The sequence below is a fragment of the Embleya scabrispora DSM 41855 genome (assembly GCF_000372745.1).
GTDB classification, from domain to species: Bacteria; Actinomycetota; Actinomycetes; order Streptomycetales; family Streptomycetaceae; genus Embleya; species Embleya scabrispora.
The window spans coordinates 50,624-67,914 of sequence record NZ_KB889678.1; the positions used below are offsets into that span (position 1 = coordinate 50,624).

Consider the following 17,291-nt stretch of genomic DNA (forward strand, 5'->3'; position numbering starts at 1 on the left):
GACGCGGAGTCGGTCAGGGCGCAGCCTCTACCAGGGTGATCGCCAGCGTCGGGCACATGTCAGACGCTTCCTGGAGCTGCTCGCGCTGCGATTCGTCCAGGGCCGGCGACACATAGCGGTCCGTGGATTCGGAGCGAAAGGCAAGCAGTCCCTGGTCATCCAGGCTGAACACCTCGGGAGCGGAAAACATGCATTGCCCGTGATTGTTGCATCTCTTGAGGTCGACTTCGATTCTCATTCGCTCTCCCATTTGGCTGCAGATGCGGAATCATGTCGCTGCGAATCGAAGCGGAAGGGCGGACAATCTGTTGACACCAACGAAAGGCAGCGTACGCACATCGTCCAGAGGAATAGCGGAACGAATGTCGCGCAGCCGCTCGAACAATACCTCGAATGCTATCCTGGCCTCGGCACGGGCGAGGTTTACCCCGAGACAGAAGTGGACGCCGTGGCCGAATGCCATGTGGGCGGAAGTGTCGCGATGGATGTCGAAGGTCGCCGATTCCGGGAAGTAGGCTTCGTCTCGGTTGGCCGATGTCCACAGCGGGCGCACCGTCGCACCGACCGGAATCACCGTGCCGCTCATCTCCACAGGCCGACCGACGATCGTACGTCGAGTCCAGCGCGCCGGTGAGACCAGCCGTACCGACTCCTCGAGCATGGCCGGGATCAGGTTTCGATCGGCGAGCACCTCCTCGAACTGGCTTCGGTGACTCAGCAGCAACCTCATCGTGCCCGAGATCCAGCTCGCAGTCGTCTCGTTGCCGGCAGTGAGGAAGACTCGGATGAGATCGAGAATCTCCGGCCGGTCCAAAGGCCGCTCGCCACCGACCCGGGCTGCCAGCAGCGCCGAAATCAGGTCGTCGCCGGGCGCCTGCTCCCGCTTCTCGATCTCGTTCGCGAAGAACTTCTGGAAGTCGATCACATGGTGCTGGATTTCCAGCATCCGCTCCCGGGAGAGGATTTCTCTTCCCTGGATGGAGTCCACGAAGTCGTCCGCCCACCCCATGAATCGATCCTGTTCGCCGCGTGCCAGACCCAAGGCGTCTGCGATGATGTATCCGGGCACCAGGCTGGCGAACTCGCTGACGAACTCCACGCTGCCGCGCTCGACGAACCCGTCGATCAGGTCGTGGACGATCCGCCTCATGCTCGGCTCCAGCGCTCGGACCGCCTTGGGGCTGAAGGCCTGGTTCACGAGCTTGCGGTACCGGGTGTGGATCGGCGGGTCCGTCATCGTGAGAGTGGGGACCTGCGGGTAGCCGGACGCCTGGATCTCCTCGAGTTCGGAATCACCGGCCCCAAAGAACGGGCGATCGCTTGAGAATGTCAGCGGGTCACGCATGGCCGCCTTGACATCGTCATAGCGGGCCAGCATGTAAGTGTCCATCGCTTCCACGTAGGACACCGGGCAGCGTTTCCGCATTTCTTCGAATACGGGCTCGGGATGAGCGATGGCGTCCTCGGACGTGAGGTCGTACTCGTTCGGATGCATGAACTGTCCCTCTTCTTTGAAGACGCTCTCGGCGTCTTTTCGGGAGCCCGTCAAAAAATATCAGGCGGACGGTTCCAGCCCCAGGCCGGAGCTGCTCGATTTCCGGCGATTCGCAATCCGCTTTCCGGATGGCACCGAATCGTCATCGCCATGGCGTGCGGTGGAGGTCCTCGATCTGGGCGGTTGAGGGCCCCGCGCGTTCCGGTGAGCGGAACCCGAGGTCAGGGGCCTGTTCGACCATCGCCGGCGCTCGCTCCCGCCCACTACCTTCCGGGAATCCCGAACCGTCGGGGGCCGGCACCTCGAGTTCGACATCGAAGTCGGCAAAGGTAGCGACCGGACGCGCCGCCGCCGGAGCGTCCGAGGCGCCTTGCCAAACGGACCAGGACTCGGACGCACGTCGCATACCCGGGGTCTTTGCGTGAGGTGCGGGATCAAGACCCGCTGTGTTCTTGCCGAAGGTGTGGTTACGGATCAGCGTTCGAGGATCTGTCCCCGGCCTGACGTACGTCGTGGTAGCGGCGGGGTGCGAAGCTCAGGTCTCCAGGCCCAAAGGCTCCTGTTCCATCCGGGAGTTACAGGTCGCGGGGAAGGCCGACAGGGTGAACCCCTGGTGATGCCTCGTCATCGGAAGCCCTGCGGATGGGTCGTTTGAGCGGGGTCAAGGACTGGCCGTTGAGAAGCGGCAGGCGCCGACCGGAAGACTCCGATAGGGGGCTCCGGCGCGGCAACGCGCCGGAGCTACCCGACAGAGGCCCACAACCCAAAGAGTCATATAATTCCCCTTTCGCCAAAAAAGAGAACAAAGTTCTAGTATGTTCGCATGACAGATTCGGTGGCACGGTACGAGGCGCTGCCGATGAGCGACCGCGATCTCCTGTGGCGGGCGCTCACGAGCCAGCGGGACGTAGGCGTCGTCGTCACGGACGCCGACCTGCGGATTCGTCGCGCCTGGATGGCCCCGGACGCGTTCCGCGGCCTGGTCCTGAAAGTGGGGGGTTCACTGCCCGCCCTCGTGCCCCCGGAAGATGCCCCGGGTCTGGAGCAGGAGTTGCTCCGGGTGCTGGCCACCGGTCAGCCCCTGCTCGACCGGACCCAGCCGATGCCGGAACGGCCGAACCGACCACCGTCAGGGCTGGTGGTATCCCTCGCCGCGCTGCGGGCGGGCCCCGACGCACTCCTCGTCACGCTGGCCGACCGGACCGACGAGCACTGGGCGCGGCGCAGCCGCGACCTGCTGTTCCGGGCCACGGAGAGCGTCGGGGAGAGCCTGGACGTGGTGGTCACCGCCCAGCAGATCACGGATCTGCTGGTCCCGGCCCTGGGTGACGCGGCGGCCGTCACCCTGGCCGACGAGGTTTTCCTGGGTCGGGAACCGCCACGGCGCGGCGGACCGGAGTTGGGGCTGCACCGCGCCGCGGTGACGGACTCCCCCGGCTGCCCGTGCCCGCCCCCGTATGCGCAGCCCGGCGAGGCCATGCCCCCGATGCCGCCTGTGCCGATCGTGGAGATGTACCGGCGCGGCGATGTCGTGCCCATCCCCGACCCGGAGTCCATGGCCCGCGAACTTGACCACGATCCGGCGCTGATGGCCCGCCTCGTCCCGTCGGCAGGCGCGGACTACCTGGGGATCGCCCTGTTCGCCCGCGGGGTCCCCCTCGGCAGTATGGAGGTCTGGCGGCGGCACGGCGCCCGGCCCTTCGACGCCCACGACCGGCAGGTTTTCGGCGAGATCGCGGCGCGCACGGCGCTGGCGATCGACAACGCCCGCCGACACACGCGTGAAATCGAACTGGTCTACCGCCTGCACCGCTCGATGCTGCCGGGCCACGCCCGCACCACCGCGGCGGAGACGGTCGCCCGCTACCTCCCGTCCGACCGCGCGTCCGGCGACTGGTACGACGTGATCCCGCTGTCGGGCTGCCGCGTGGCATTCGTCGTGGGTGACGCGGTCGGGCACGGCGTCGACGCCGCGGCCATGATGGGGCGCCTGCGCACTGCCGGACGAACCCTCGCCACCCTGGACCAGGCCCCCGACGAGGTCCTCACCCACCTGGACGACATCGTGGTCGAACTCGCCGAGGACCAGCCCCCGGACGCCCCGGACGAAGTCCTCGGCCGCCTCGTCGGCATCGCGGCCAAGGCCACCGGGGAACCCCCGCAGGCAACCGACGGACCCACGGCCACCACCTGCTGTGTGGCCGTCTACGACCCGGTGAGGCATCGCCTCTCCGTCGCCACCGCCGGTCACCCCCCGCCCCTGCTGGTCCAACCGGACGGCTCGGCAGCCTTCGTCCGTCTGGACCCGGGCCCGCCGCTGGGCGTCGGCTGGCTGCCGTTCGAGGTGACCGAGATCGCTCTCCCACCCGACGCCACTCTGATCTTCTTCACCGACGGACTGGTCGAGAGTCGCACCCGGGACATCGGCGCCGGGATGGACGCACTGAGAGCACAGGCAACCGGCCTGCGGCCCGGCGACGATCTCGGCGACCTGGCGAACCGCCTGACGACCTTCGCCTCGGCCCGCGACCGGGAGGACGATGCGACGCTCCTGATCGCCCGTCTCCGGGAGATACCCACCGAAGACACCTCGGCATGGGAATTCCCGGCCGAGGAGGCGCAGGTCTCCTCCGCACGGGCGCACGCCACCCGGTGGCTGACGGGACTGGGCGCCTCTGACGACCTCGTCGCCACCGCCAAGTTGATCGTCTCCGAACTCGCCACGAACGCTGTTCGCTACGGCTCCGGACCGCGTATGGGACTGCGGCTGATCCGCGACGCCGAGGAACTCGTCATCGAGATGTCGGACGACGCCTCGACATCCCCCCGCCTCAGACACGCACGGCCACGCGACGAGGGCGGCCGGGGCCTGCTCATCGTCGCCCAACTCACCGGAGGCCATTGGGGCGCACGACACGCAGAGCAAGGGAAAACGATCTGGACGCGGATCTCGTGGCGGCACCCGCCCGAACCCGTCCCGACCATCCCGCTCGACCTCGACGGCCTCGACCCGTAACCACCCTCCGCGACCACGGCTGCGCCCTCGAGCCCCACGTCTCCCGAATCGCTGAGACGGCAACTCTCGCGGACGCGCACCTCCCCGATCACGCGCACGAGGCGCACCACAGCTTCCTGCTCTGCGACATGCTCGCGCTCGAAGGACACCTCGCCCCCGGTCCTGGGTGCTCGACGACCTCACCGACGCGTTCCTCGCCGTCCACTGCCCCCGCTGTTGCACCGATGTCACCATCGCGGTGGGCGACTACGGCCACTACTCCGCAATCCGAGACCGGGACCGGGGAGACATCGATCGCCGTCCCCTACGGCCGACCGAACCCCAAGAGACGTCCCCGCTCGGTGCCCGCCTACTCTCGATCGCGATGCGCGACCGGCAGACCTCGCCTGCCCGCGGCCTGCCGTACATCTTCGGAACGGCGGAATACCCGCCCCGCGGAAGCGTCCTCATCGACGCCATGCCGCGCGATCGTGGGCGCGAGTTCCGGGTCGGACACCAAGGCGGCGATCCGCCCATCTATACGCCGTTGGCGTCGAGCCCGACATCGTGCTGGTTCGTCTCCAAGGCGTCGTCCACCGAACCCTCGTTGCCGATGATCCGCGCGCGGTACCGGAGTTCGCCGATCTTCGTGACCTTGGCCTTCCAACCGCCCGCCACTCGAATGTGCCCGGGCCGGTGTGTCCGTCGCCCATCCAGGAATGGATCTTGCCGTCCCGCGTGAGCACGACGAACATGTCGTTGGCGTCGAGCCCGGCCTCCCGCTGGTTCGCCTCCAGTGTGGCGAGGACGTCACTACGGCTGACGATCTTGGCGAGGTACTCAATCCGTGCTGCACCCGGGATCAGAGCGCCACACCCGCACAACCCGGCTGAAACGACGTACCGGGGGCGGTGGATGCCGCACGAGGCACACACACGCCGATCGGCGGGCACCGCAGGGGACGGAGGGGATCACGGTCGTTTTGGGCCTGTCGCCGGCTACGCGCCACCTGCCCCTCGCGCCGCCGGGGATCATCCATTCCAGGGGACGCGGGCAAGGACGAGCCAAGGATCGTGTCGGCGAGGTGACCGAGTTCATGGCCGCGTTGGAGCGGGTCGCCGACGGGGCCGCCGCGAGGCCAGGGTCCTCGGCCCTGGTGGGTGAGGATCGCCTCGGCGGCGCCCTGGATGTCGGGTACCAGGATGCACAGGTAGCCGAGATCGCCGGGTGCGAACAGCGCTCCGGCAGTACGGGATTCCGGTCGGCCGTGTGCCCTGTCGCGGCGGGGTGGACGGCAGCGCCTGGCTTTGCCGGGGCGCTGCCGTCTCCGTGGGTGGGCGTCAGGGCTTGGGCAGGGTGCAGCCCGGCAGACTCAGGTCGACCTTGTTGCCGATACCTATGCAGGGCACGATGATGTACGTCTCCTGGGCGTAGTTGATGCCCTGACGGATGGTGACGCTGCCGTTCTCGTCGACCTCACACGGGTTGTTCTCCGAGCAGGTGGCACCATCCTCGTTTCCGGTGTTGTTGACGGCGACGACCTTGCCCGTCGTCGTGTCGATCACCGGGGAGCCGGACGTACCGCCGATGGTGTTGCAGGACGACGTGTAGCGGACCGAGTCCTTCCAGGTCCAGTCGGCCTCCTTCAGGCGATAGACGAAGCCGTCCACGTTGCAGCCGTAGATCCGCTTCCAATACCCGGAAACCACCTTGATCGCCGAACCGGCCACCGGGTGCCGGTCGTTGAGGGTCAGCGCGCTGATCCCATACGACCTCTGGATCTGCGCGTAGGTCCGGGTGAGCTGGTAGATCGAGATGTCCGTGTCGGTCATCGTGGCGTACGAGACCTTGTCGGCCCGCAGGGTGGCGACCCTGGAACCGGAGGCGCCGAGCAGGGAGAAGGTGCGGGACGACGGCCGGTCGGTGATGACCTCGCCGGCGCCGGGGAATCCGGTTTCGAGGCAGTGGCCGTTGGAGAGGACGAGCGCGGGGTCGTCCGGCTGCGAGCCGGGCATCCGGATCACGGATCCCGAACAGTTGCTCAGCGCCACCGTGCCGGCGAAGTCGACCGCCTTAACGGTGGTCTTGCCAGTGGTCGGCGGGGCGCCGACGGCCGGTGCCGTGCCCGCAGCCGCGAACAGCAGGGCGCAGACGACGCCGAGTGCGCCGACGAAGGACTTCTTCATGTGAGGTTCCCCTTTTGAGGGTGGGGACGATGAAGGAGCGCGATTGTGTCGTGCATGCGCATTGTTGAGTGTCCGACACCCAGGAAACAAGTAGACAAAGTGAGTTGGGAGTTTCTTTGCGCGCGCCGACCGCGAGCGCATCCGAGGCGGCCGATGCGACCGGAGCCGCCGAACCGGCGACGCATCTCCACGCACGCATAGGCAACCCCACCGCCGCCGAGGCCGTGACCCACCGGGCCGACCCGCCCGTCCACTCCCGAGACCTTCGCTCCACAGGACGGCCACGCAAGCCCAAGAAGACGCCCAAGCCGCATGGGACTTCCACACGTTTCCCGCGACCTCCCGTGCGAACCCGGGCCGGGGGTTGTGACCCGAGCCGCCTGCGTCCGCCCGGCGAGCACTACCGGGACTGGTACGACGTCCCGCACGCCGACTGGGACGGCGCGCTCCCCGACGGTCCACGCTCGACTGCGGGAAGCCGTGATCCGTGGTGCCGGTTGAGGGCGCCGGGCTCGCAGTACGGCGGCTCGTTTCCGCGTGCATCCACCCCGCCCCGAGCGATGCCGACCAACACACCGCCACCGCACCGCCCACTCGCACCTGCGTGGGCACGAACCTCCTTGATTTGAAGCGTACTTGAACTTATGCAATGGCGGCCCGCACATGACATGAATGAGCGGGCGATAGGCATGGCATCGACGCCACCATTGGATGTCACCGAGCCGAGGAGTCCGAACGCGGCGACCGTGGTGAGAACCCACTCGGCACTCACGCTGCCGGTCGTCCTCGTGGGAGTGGTCCTCGTCGGGATGTCGATTTCGGGAACGGCGGTCGCCCTTCCCGACATGGGCGAGGATCTCGACTCGTCGGGGGCCGCGCTGAACTGGGTCGTCGCGGAATACAACCTCGCGTTCGCGGCGATGACGCTCGTGGCGGGCTCGACAGCCGACCGTATCGGCCGCCGGCTCGTCTTCGTCGTCGCGGCACTGGTGTTCACCGCGGGATTCGTGACGACGTCGGCGAGTTCGTCGATCGTGCCGACCGATGCCTCCAGGATCGTCTCCGGAATCGGGGGCGCCGGAGTCATGGCGGCCGGCGGTGCGATCCTGGCGAACTCCTACCACGGCGCCTCCCGCACGTGGGCCTTCGCGCTCATGGGCAACCATGGCCGGCATCGGCCTCGCGGTCGGCTCGATCTTCTCCGGTATCACGATCGGTGCGACGGGCCAGCGGGCGAGCTTCCTCATGTACGCGGTGGGCGGCCTGGCCATCGCAGCGGGGCCTGCGGTTGCCCGAGTCGCGTGCCATCGGCGGCGGACGGGTCGACTGGCCGGGCGACATCACGTTCATCCTCTCGCTCACCCTCGTGATGTTCGCCGTCATCGAGGCCCCCACACTCGGCTGGACGAGCCCCCTTCGTCCTGGGAACGACGGGCGCCGGCGTGGTCTCGCTGTTGGCCTTCGTCCGGGTCCAGCGCACGAGCGCGGCGCCCATACTCGCCCCCGCGCTGGTGGCCAACCGCGGTTTCCTGGGCTGGAGTCTGGTGAACCGCTCCGGGTTTGATCCAAGGCCGCGTAGTTAAGGTTTGTCGGCGCAGGTCAAGAGGGCTTTGAAGATCCCGAGATAAGGCGAGGGGGCCCCTGGTATACCTCGGGAGTCCGCCAAGACATCTCAAGGTTCAGAGGTCCCCTTGCCGTTCCAGTATTCCACCGCGCCCGCTCCGGAGCTACGTGGACGGGTACTGCGCTCAATGGACCCGGCAGGACTGGAACAGGAACTGTGGTCCCTGCTCACGCTGTACCAGATACTGCGCCACGCGATGGTCGATGCCGCCCGGTCCCGACCAGATCTGGATCCCGACCGGGTCAGCTTCACCGCTGCCGCCGCCACCGCCCAGGCCACCGTGGTCCACGCCGCTGGAATCGCCGACCAGCACGATCCGGCCCCGCCCTGGGCCGTCGCCACCGCCGTCCTCGCACACCCGCTCCCCGCCCGCCGGGCCCGGCTCTCGGCTCGCAAGGTCAAGTCACCGATCTCGCGCTACGCCGGCCGCCCGCTCGAGGAACGCCCTCTGACCAGCACTCTGATCACCGGCATCGACATCGACGTGGAGAGCCCGGGAACCGCACCCCGCCCCGAGCCCTCACCAGCCGCCCAAACGAAAATTATGAAACCCGGCTCCCGCGTCGACCGCGTCTTCGCATTCCTCGGAGCCACCCCGGACCGCTCCTTCACCCCGAGCGAACTCGCACAGGTCCTCGGCATCACCAACATCAACAGCTTCAGCGTCCAGCTGGCCACCTGGGCTCGTCGAGGACTGCTCGGCAAACCCGCCCGCGGCCGATACACGATCCCGGACACCTGCCCTTCACCAGTCCCTTGACTGCGCCGACAAGCCTTAACTACGCGGCCTTGCATCAAACCCGGGGCGGTTCAAAACCCCAACCCACACCACCGCCTACACACCAACCACCACTGCGAAATCACACCCAAACCCCCTTGCTGTCGGAGGCCCGCCAACTGCGTAGCGCTCCCTGCCAGTTCTCATCGACTGAGCCCCGCGCGCTCATTCGTCTGATCGAGAATCAGGTCATCTGCTCCGCACCCAGTGAGTCGAGGATTTGGCGAGTGAGGTTCCATGCCAGGGATTCCGGATCGATCACCGTGAAGTGGTCGCCGTCGAGAGCGAGGAGGCTGGCCTGTGCTCCTCGCAGGCGCGCTTGTTGTACATAGTTTTGGGACTGGGTGATCGGCACGGTGTCGTCGCTCCACCCGTGGATGCACCACAGGGGGGTGTGCAGCGGGATTTGCTGGTAGGGGTCTATGGCGGCGTTGACCGGCATGTCGGGTCCCCCGAGAAAGTCGTCTACCGCGCCGTCGCCGAGATTGGCTCGCCGCGCCGCGACAAGGTCGAGTACACCGGCTTGTGCGATTACTGCGGTCACCGGCACCTTGCTGGCGGACCAGCGCGGGTAGCGCTGTCGTCCGGCGGAGAATGCTGCAAGGTGTCCGCCTGCGGAGTGGCCGATGGTGACTACCGTGGACAGGTCGAGGTCGTCAAGGACAGCGAGGTGGTTGATCCCGGCCGATATGTCGTCCAGGGTTGCGAGGTATCCGCCGGGATTGCCGACTCGTCGGTATTCGAGGTTCCAAGCTGCCCAGCCGTGCGCGGCAAGGTCGTGGGCCAGTGGGCGGCCCAGGGTGGCGGTGTACTTCGCTCTCCAGAATCCGCCGTGGATCACTACGGCCACGCCCCGTGGGTGCCCTTCAGGGCGGTAGAGCTCGCCGTACTGGGCGGGGTCGGAGCCGTAGGCATGCCACTGTCCCGACCGGGGCGCCCCGGCATATTCATCGCACTCCGCTGAGGACGTCGCCGCGCGCGCTCCATGCGCCGGGCTGCCACCGGTCGGCTTCATCCGAGGTCGGTCCGGATGGTCCACAGTTCGGGGAAGAAGCGGTGTTCTGTGATGCCTCGCAGCCACCCGACTCCCGCTGAGCCGCCCGAGCCCGGCTTGAGCCCCAGGATGCGCTGCACTCCGACGAAGTGGTTCCACCGGTACTGGGTAAATGCCATGGCCGCGGTGACGAGCGCCTCGCCGAGCAGGTAGAGGTCGTTGTCGATGTCAGCCTGCTGGTAGATCTCGCGCCAGGCGCGCTTTACGTCCGGCCTCTCCTGGTATGGCGCCGCGTAGTCCTGGCCCTGGCCGTCGGAGTCCTCGAGCAGACCACGGCGTGTGAGGAGTGCGGACACCTCGTCCCACAGGCTCGGTCCGTTCAGCGCCGCCTCAAGCGCCGGCCAGACGTCGGGGTTGTTCTCGTGAGCCCGAGTGAGTGCTTCGTTCTTGTTTCCCAGGATGAGCTCGACGTGGCGGTACATGTAGGACTGCTGCCCCGACGATATCCCGAGATGGTCGCGGAACTCGTTGAACCCATGCGGTGTGATGGTTGACAGCACACGCCAGGTGTCGCGGATCTGCTCGATGAGCAGGGTGACGCGCGGCAGGCGCACCAAGGCGGCACGCACATCGTCGTTGCGCACCGAGTGAGCCACGTTCGCCAGCTCGAAGTGCACGGCCTTGAGCAGGAGCTCGGTGACCTCGGTTTCGATGATGAAGGTCATCTCGTCCGCGCCGTCGCTGCGCATGTGCTGCAGGCTCAGCAGTACATCGTTGCGGTGGTAGTCGACGTAGGGGTTACTGGTGCCGTCGAAGCGGGTGATCGGTTCGCCCGATGTCTGGGTGACCATCTCGCGGCGGGAGGATTTGCTGGCCGTCGAGATGTCGCGAATCAGTGACAGCTCGAGGTCTTCAGCGCGAACCTGCGGAGTGATGTGGGTGCGGTGCATAAGAACTTCCAGGTCAGTCGATGCCGATGGGACTGGTTGCTGCAGCCTAGAGGCCGGTAGTTGGTATCCGGCTCGTCAGTTCGGCGGTGAGCCGGGTGTGCTGTGTCCAACTCCGCCGTCAGGCCTTGGACGGTGTCGGGCTTTCTGCGTAGACGCCGGATAGTAGGTGGCCTGCGCCCGGGGCGACCGCAGCCAGGTCGAGGGAGCGCAGCATCTGATGGGCGGTGCATACCGCGGAGGAGACCACGGGGCGGCCCAAGAGCTGTTCGGCCTCGTCTATGGCTCCGAGGGAGGGCATTTGAACGCAGGCGGACAGGACAACGGCGTCGGCCTGGGCGTAGTCCAGGCGTCTGGCGATTCCCGGTAGCCGCTTGGGATCGTGGGCGGCCACATCGAGGTTGTCAGGGATCTCCAAAGCCCGGTAGTCGATGACCTCGATCCCCTCGTGCTCCAGGTATGCGACCACGGTTTGAGTCAGAGGCAGCATGTACGGGGCGATCAGCGCGACTTTGGAGGCCCTGAGGGTCTTCAGCCCATGGACGAGGGCTCCGGCGCTGGTCACCACGGGGGCGGGGGCGCCGTTGTCGACGGTGAGCGCATGCAGGCGTTCTTCGGAGATCCGGTGGTAGCCGAGGCCCATGCTCATGATCGCTACGAGGCAGGCGTAGCCAAGGACGTCCACGTGGGCGTCGGACAGTTCCACGGCGCAGCGGTCGGAGTCGGCATCCATCGACTTCAGCTGCTCGGGGGTGACATGGGTCATCCGCATACGGCTGGAGTGGAACGTGAAGCGCTCTGGTTCGATGTGCTGACGGGCCTGCAGAATCGCCGGGATCTCTGTCTCCATGGTCACGTTGGAGCTGGGGACGATCTGCCCGACTCGGTAGGTGCGACTCACAGGGTCGCTCCTTCGCGCAGGCCCGCTGCCGCGTCCGTATTGCCGGCGGCGATGACCGGGTTGGACAGCGTGCCGATGGATTCAATCGTTGCTTCGACCAGGTCACCTGGCTGAAGGAACTGCGGCGGGTCGAAGCCGGCGCCGACGCCTGCGGGAGAGCCGGTGGCGATCACGTCGCCCGGCTCGAGGGTGATCCCGGAGGTGATGTCTGCGATGAGGCGCGGAATGGTGAAGAGCATGTTTCGGGTGTTGGAGTTCTGCTTGAGTTCGCCGTTGACCCGCAGCGACAGGTTCAGTGCCATGGGGCGGGCGATTTCGTCCCGGGTGACGACAACCGGACCGAAGGGGGCGTAGCTGTCCTGGCCCTTGGAGAAGAACCACTGCCCGGAGCGGCGCTGGTCACGGGCGCTGATGTCGTTGATGATGCTGTAGCCGAAGATGTGGTTCCAGGCGTCTTCCGCGGCTACGTGGCGGGCGGTGCGGCCGATGACGACGGCGAGTTCGCATTCCCAGTCGAGCTGTTCGGTCAGACGGCTGTCGTGCAGGATGGGGCTGCCCGGCCCGGTGACGGCGGTGCCGGGCTTGCTGAAGAGTACGGGCCGCGACGGCAGGCTGCTGTCCGTGTCGAGAGTGCGGCTGGATTCCTCCACGTGCTTGCGGTAGTTGAGGCCGACACCGATGATCTTTCCGGGCCGGAACGGCGCGTGCAGGGACACTTCCGCGCGGGAGCGGGTGTGATGCCGCAGCGTCTGGGAGTCCCGCTCGGTGAGCAGGTCCCTTACCGCGTCGATACCTGCTGCGGAGGATCCGATCAGGGTCAGGAGATCGTCGGGCAGGTCGATGCCTTCCGCGGCGGCCAGGCCGGTCAGGTCGATGATGTGGTCTCCCGTCTCGGCGCCGAGCCGAGGTGCGGAGTCTCGCTCGGAGAAGGTGAGGAAACGCAAGGCGTGCTCCAGTGCTTGAAAGATGAGACGGCCGGGTTGGACTGGGCCCTGTCCGGCGGATCTTGGCGACGCCATACCGCCCGGTACCGTGCCTCGGCGCACCGGAGATGCAGCCGCATAGAAGCAACTATGCGGCTGCATCTCCGGCACGCCGAGGCACGACACCGGACGACGCGGCCCGATCCACCGAGATCCGCCGTACAGGCCCTAAGTCAGCAGCTGATGGCCGTCGTTGTCCGTGTAGGCCTCTTCGCGGTGGAACGCCAGAGCGCGCATCACGGGGAAGTCGTTGAAGGAGAACAGGACGGCGTCGTCGGACTGCGAGATATTGCCGTGCTCGTGCCAGGACCAGGAAGGCACGCAGAAGATGTCGCCGTCGTTCCAGTCGTGGCGGCGTCCATCGATGATGGAGTAGCCGTTTCCCTTGGCGACGGTGTAGATGACCGAGCCGGTGTGCCGGTGTGCCTGGGTGCGCTGGTCGGGGCGCAGGAGCTGGATGTGCGCGCTCATCGTCGGCATCACCGAGCCGCCGGTGAGCGGATTGGTGTACTCCATGATCAAGCCATCGAAGGGGGAGCCTTCGCTCGCCTCGGCCAGGTTCAGGAGCGACTCGTAGGTCGACTCCCACGGGAAGGCAAGGAGTGGTGGGCACGGCCTGGTCCAACGTTCGGTGCCGTAGGGCAGCAGCGGGGCTCCATAGGTCGGTAGCGAGGAATTGACTATCCTTCCGGACCCTTGTCGCAGATTGGGGTGGACCTCGTAGAAAGGTGCGTCGAGCGCGTTGACCAACGGGATGTCCAGGCCGTCCTGCCAGATGCACGGGGTGGTGGAGGACTCGTTGCCGTGCTCGTGCCAGGTGCCGTTGGGGGTGATGGCGAAGTCGCGTGGTCCGACCTTGATTTTCTGCCCTTCGACGATGGTCCAGGCGCCCGATCCTTCGAGGACGAAGCGCAGGGCCGCCGCCTGGTGGCGGTGTGCGGTCATGGCCTCACCCGGCCCCATGATCTGCAGTCCGGTATACAACAGGCCGACGGCGGCACTGACGTCTCGCCGGCCCGGATTGGTGAGCATGACGACCCGACGTCCGGCGTCATCTGCTGCCACCAGGGACAGCGCCTTGCGGACAAGCGGGCGCAACTTGGCGTAAGGCCAATGGGTCGGGACCGACCTCGGCTGCGGGTACCAAGGCTCGATGTCGTTGGCGACGGTCCACAGCGCGCCCGCTTCCTGCTCGGCGAGTTCCTTGTAATAAGCGGCGAGTTCGGGAGTCTCGGTGACGCGTGCGCGTCCGATCTGGGTGTCGTCGTATGCGGTGGTCATGCGTCCATACCTTCCTTCCTGGGTCTGTTCCGGTCATTCGTAAGATCAGGAAACCCAGGGGTCCTGGGTGTGGCTGTCCTCCTGGGCTGATGTGGGGCGGGAGGGAAAGTCGGCAGCGAAAATGATGGGCTGTTGGGGGCGGTTGTCGACGTGGAGGCGGAAAATGTCGAACCGGTTGTAGTGCCCGGTGATGTCGTGCATCTGCTTGGGCTGGATGCAGCGTGCCAGGTCGATCTCGCCGTAGACGATGCCCTCGTCATCGACGAGCGGCTCGCTCACCGGCCGGCCGTCGGGACCGAAGATGCCCGACAGTGCGCTGCGCGGCCGGGCGAACAGCCGGCGCATCTCCTCGTCGCCGCCCGCGACGGTGTCCACGATCTCCTGTGAGATCGCCGAGCAGGAGACGACGGAGAACACCTTGCCCTCGAAACTGTGGGCGGCAGTGCGCACGGCGATTGCCTCGGCCATGTCGTAGTCGGCCGGCGCCACGGGCAGGGAGATGTAGTTCGCTGTGTGTATGAGTTCGCCTTGGGCGAGCAGCGTGAAGCGGGCCAGAGTGTTGGTGTTCTCGCCGCAGGCCAGCGCGCCGAGGGGACCGATGGGGGTGGAATGCACGCGCAGGGTGCTGGCGTCACCGCCGGTCCACGTGAGCTTCTCGGCCCAGGTGGGCACAAGTTTGCGGTGCACACCCAGGAGATCGCCCTCGGGGCCGATGGTGACGAGCGAGTTGTAAAGCGCGCCGAGACTGTGGCTGTGGCGCTCGTTGACGCCGATGACGAGTACGACGCCGTGGGCGCGGGCGGCGTCGCGCAGGGTGTCCACCTCGGGCCCGGGGATGTTGATGGCGGATCGGTACAGCCGTTCGTACCAGGCCGACCCCTGCACCGGGTTCATCGTCCAGTTCCAGTACGGGTATCCAGGGATGAAGACTTCGGGGAAGACCACCAGCGAGGCGCCGTTGCGGGCCGCCTCCGCGATCAGCGCAACCGCTTTGCTGGTGGTCGCGGCGGTGTCGAGAAAGACCGGGGCGGCCTGGACTGCAGCGGCGGTGAAACGAGGCGGATTATCGAGGTCGATAAGTGACCCCTTGCAGGAATTATTTGCGAGTGCCATGCCCTCAATCTATGAACAGCGCATCGCTGCATCTATCGACTTGGCGCGGCCCGAAATCGGATGTGCGCAGAGGGCTTGGCACGTTACTGGTAGCCTGTCGTGCCGTCTCCGGCGCGGGCCAGCGTGGCGGAGGGGGTTTCACCAAAGCGTTGGCGGTAGGCCGCCGCGAACTCGCCCAGGTGTCCGAACCCCCAGCGGAATGCGATCTCGGTGACGGTCGCCGATCCGGCCGTGGACGCGAGCAGTTCGTGCCGCACATATTCCAGCCGCAGCCGCCGGACCAACGCCATGGGGGCGATGTCGCGGTGCTGTTTGAAGCCTGCGTACAGGCTGCGGGTGCTCACCCGTGCGTGCACAGCCAGGTCGGTGACAGTGATCGGGTCGGTGAGATGGGCATGGATGTACTCCTCTGCCTTGCGCACATACAGCGGGGCGGCCGCCCCTCCGGGTGGGGCGGCGGCGGTGCTGGGTTGCGCCTCCAACAGCGAGGAGGCCAGGAGCTGTTCCAAGTGGACGCCCAGCCGGGGTGAGTGCTGAACCTGGGTGAGGAAGTCGTCGCTGCTCAGCAAGGCTTGTGCGGCTGCCGCCCATACGGCCCATGGCGCTGAGCCGGTTTCGAAGGCGAGTTTGAACTGCAGGGGCTGATCGTCCGATCCCCCGGCTCGGGCGTCTCGGGCGCGTTCCATGACGCGCTGGTCGATCCGCACGATGAGCTGGTCGTAGCCGGCGTCCATAACGATGCGAAAGGGCTGGTGAGGGCTGAGCACGGTGGCCGTCCGCGGAGTCGCCGTGACCGTCTCGCCACCGTGCTCATAGATGGCGTTTCCCGCCAGCGGCAGGCTGACCAGGTAGCAGGAATACAGCGGCCCGGAGTCGACGACAACGCTACGGCCGTACCGGAGCCGGATCGCCGACACGTGCCCGGCGGTCACTCGCTGCAGCAGACACGAGGCATCGAGGACGTCCATGCAATGGAGGCTATGTGGGCGCAACACCTGGCTCACTCCGGTGACGATCTCTTCCTGGTCCCGGGACTGCAACACGGTGTAACGACGCCAGTCGATTCCGACAGTCAATGGTTGGTCACTGGTGCGCATGGTGTCTCCCAGATCCGCTCTCTAGAAGAAGAATAGAATGGTATCCCGCTCTGAGGAAACAGAATCATGCGAAGATTCCTCTATGCGGAACACAGAGAGAGTTCAGGGTCTGGCGTCGGTGGACAATGCGTTGCGGATCCTGCTGATGTTTCAGCAGACACCCGAGCTGCGCGTCACGGATGTTGCCCGGCGGCTGGGTGTGTCCCGCTCCACGGCCCACCGGCTGCTGACAACACTGTGCGGCCGTGGGCTCGCCGTGCAGGACGGCCGCACCCGCGCCTACGTCCCTGGCAGGACGCTGGTCGATCTCGCCCACGCCCTGAGCCGCCGGCCCGATCTGCTGGGTCTGTTGCGACCCCATCTGGTGGAACTGTGTGCACGGCTGGGCGAGACGATCAGCGCCCAGGTGTTCCAGGGGCCCGATGTGGTGTTCGTCGACGGGGTCGAGGCCGAGCGGGTACTGAAAGCAGGCCTGCGCACCGGCGCCAAGATGCCGGCGTACGCCGTGTCAGGCGGCAAGGCATACCTGGCGGAGTTGAACACCGCCGAGGTGCGCGCGCTCTACCCTCGTGGCCTGGTGAAACTAACCAGCCATACGCCTGGGGATTTCGAGGCGCTGGAGCAGGAGCTGGCGCAGGTGAGGGCACGCGGATACGCGGTCAATCTGGAAGGCACGGAGACCGGCCTGCATGCGGTGGGTGCGGCCGTGCACGATCATGCCGGGCGGGCCATCGCTGCGCTGGCGGTGTCGGCGCCGGCTCAACGGTTGGGCCCCGAGCGCAGGCACGAAGTGGGCGCGTCACTGATACAGGCGGCTCGTTCGGTAGAGGCCGAGCTCGGCTCGCTGCAGTGACGGACACGCTGTGCTAATCCCGGCTCAGCCACAGCAGGACAGTG

General features: G+C 66.7%; 15 protein-coding genes. 4 read left to right on the forward strand and 11 right to left on the reverse strand.

The window, feature by feature from the left end:
- Positions 1–13: 13 nt before the first annotated feature.
- Together A3IC_RS0128385 and A3IC_RS0128390 are read right to left on the reverse strand one after the other, a co-directional pair.
- A complete protein-coding gene (locus A3IC_RS0128385; RefSeq protein ID WP_026218842.1) occupies positions 14–238 on the reverse strand; it encodes a ferredoxin in 225 nt (74 codons plus the stop codon).
- Between the two features lie 30 nt (positions 239–268).
- Complete coding sequence (locus tag A3IC_RS0128390) at positions 269–1,495, reverse strand: cytochrome P450 (RefSeq protein ID WP_158696130.1); 1,227 nt, start codon at positions 1,493–1,495, stop codon at positions 269–271.
- Between the two features lie 823 nt (positions 1,496–2,318).
- On the opposite strand from A3IC_RS0128390, the gene A3IC_RS56995 reads away from it, so the two are divergent.
- A complete protein-coding gene (locus tag A3IC_RS56995) occupies positions 2,319–4,511 on the forward strand; it encodes a SpoIIE family protein phosphatase (RefSeq protein WP_020553461.1) in 2,193 nt (730 codons plus the stop codon).
- A gap of 516 nt (positions 4,512–5,027) precedes the next feature.
- On the opposite strand, the gene A3IC_RS73675 is transcribed toward A3IC_RS56995, so the two are convergent.
- Positions 5,028–5,168 carry a hypothetical protein gene (locus tag A3IC_RS73675; protein ID WP_020553462.1) on the reverse strand — a complete coding sequence of 47 codons (141 nt, stop codon included), beginning with the start codon at positions 5,166–5,168 and terminating at the stop codon, positions 5,028–5,030.
- 662 nt (positions 5,169–5,830) lie between these two features.
- Positions 5,831–6,676 (reverse strand): S1 family peptidase, encoded by an 846-nt coding sequence (locus A3IC_RS0128410; protein WP_020553463.1) that lies wholly within the window; start codon positions 6,674–6,676, stop codon positions 5,831–5,833.
- 668 nt (positions 6,677–7,344) lie between these two features.
- Here A3IC_RS0128410 and A3IC_RS57005 point away from each other — a divergent pair.
- Together A3IC_RS57005 and A3IC_RS0128420 are read left to right on the forward strand one after the other, a co-directional pair.
- On the forward strand, positions 7,345–8,046 hold the full coding sequence (locus A3IC_RS57005) for an MFS transporter (RefSeq protein ID WP_158696131.1): 702 nt from the start codon (positions 7,345–7,347) through the stop codon (positions 8,044–8,046).
- 381 nt (positions 8,047–8,427) lie between these two features.
- Positions 8,428–9,060 carry a hypothetical protein gene (locus A3IC_RS0128420; protein WP_020553464.1) on the forward strand — a complete coding sequence of 211 codons (633 nt, stop codon included), beginning with the start codon at positions 8,428–8,430 and terminating at the stop codon, positions 9,058–9,060.
- 202 nt (positions 9,061–9,262) lie between these two features.
- Here the strand turns inward: A3IC_RS0128420 and A3IC_RS57010 are convergent, their stop codons facing one another.
- The 7 genes from A3IC_RS57010 to A3IC_RS57015 form a co-directional block, all read right to left on the reverse strand.
- The gene (locus A3IC_RS57010; RefSeq protein WP_106669029.1) at positions 9,263–10,093 is read right to left on the reverse strand and encodes an alpha/beta hydrolase; all 831 of its coding nucleotides are present in this window, start codon (positions 10,091–10,093) and stop codon (positions 9,263–9,265) included.
- Positions 10,090–11,022, reverse strand: coding sequence for a tryptophan 2,3-dioxygenase (locus A3IC_RS0128430; protein WP_020553466.1), 933 nt, complete (start codon positions 11,020–11,022; stop codon positions 10,090–10,092). The genes A3IC_RS57010 and A3IC_RS0128430 overlap by 4 nt, the downstream gene beginning before the upstream one ends.
- A 118-nt stretch (positions 11,023–11,140) precedes the next feature.
- Entirely contained in the window at positions 11,141–11,869 is a 729-nt protein-coding gene (locus tag A3IC_RS0128435; RefSeq protein WP_052173850.1) for a maleate cis-trans isomerase family protein, read from the reverse strand.
- 47 nt (positions 11,870–11,916) lie between these two features.
- Positions 11,917–13,005, reverse strand: a complete 1,089-nt coding sequence (locus tag A3IC_RS0128440) for a fumarylacetoacetate hydrolase family protein (protein WP_245599613.1) — start codon at positions 13,003–13,005, stop codon at positions 11,917–11,919.
- A 66-nt stretch (positions 13,006–13,071) separates the two neighbouring features.
- A complete protein-coding gene (locus A3IC_RS0128445; RefSeq protein WP_020553469.1) occupies positions 13,072–14,184 on the reverse strand; it encodes a cupin domain-containing protein in 1,113 nt (370 codons plus the stop codon).
- 45 nt (positions 14,185–14,229) lie between these two features.
- On the reverse strand, positions 14,230–15,297 hold the full coding sequence (locus A3IC_RS0128450) for a carbon-nitrogen hydrolase family protein (protein WP_020553470.1): 1,068 nt from the start codon (positions 15,295–15,297) through the stop codon (positions 14,230–14,232).
- 83 nt (positions 15,298–15,380) lie between these two features.
- Positions 15,381–16,394: an AraC family transcriptional regulator gene (locus A3IC_RS57015; RefSeq protein WP_079026734.1), complete on the reverse strand. Its 1,014-nt coding sequence runs from the start codon at positions 16,392–16,394 to the stop codon at positions 15,381–15,383.
- Between the two features lie 118 nt (positions 16,395–16,512).
- Between A3IC_RS57015 and A3IC_RS0128460 the strand changes: the two genes are divergently transcribed.
- Positions 16,513–17,247 carry an IclR family transcriptional regulator gene (locus A3IC_RS0128460; RefSeq protein ID WP_026218844.1) on the forward strand — a complete coding sequence of 245 codons (735 nt, stop codon included), beginning with the start codon at positions 16,513–16,515 and terminating at the stop codon, positions 17,245–17,247.
- The last annotated feature ends 44 nt before the right edge of the window (positions 17,248–17,291 follow it).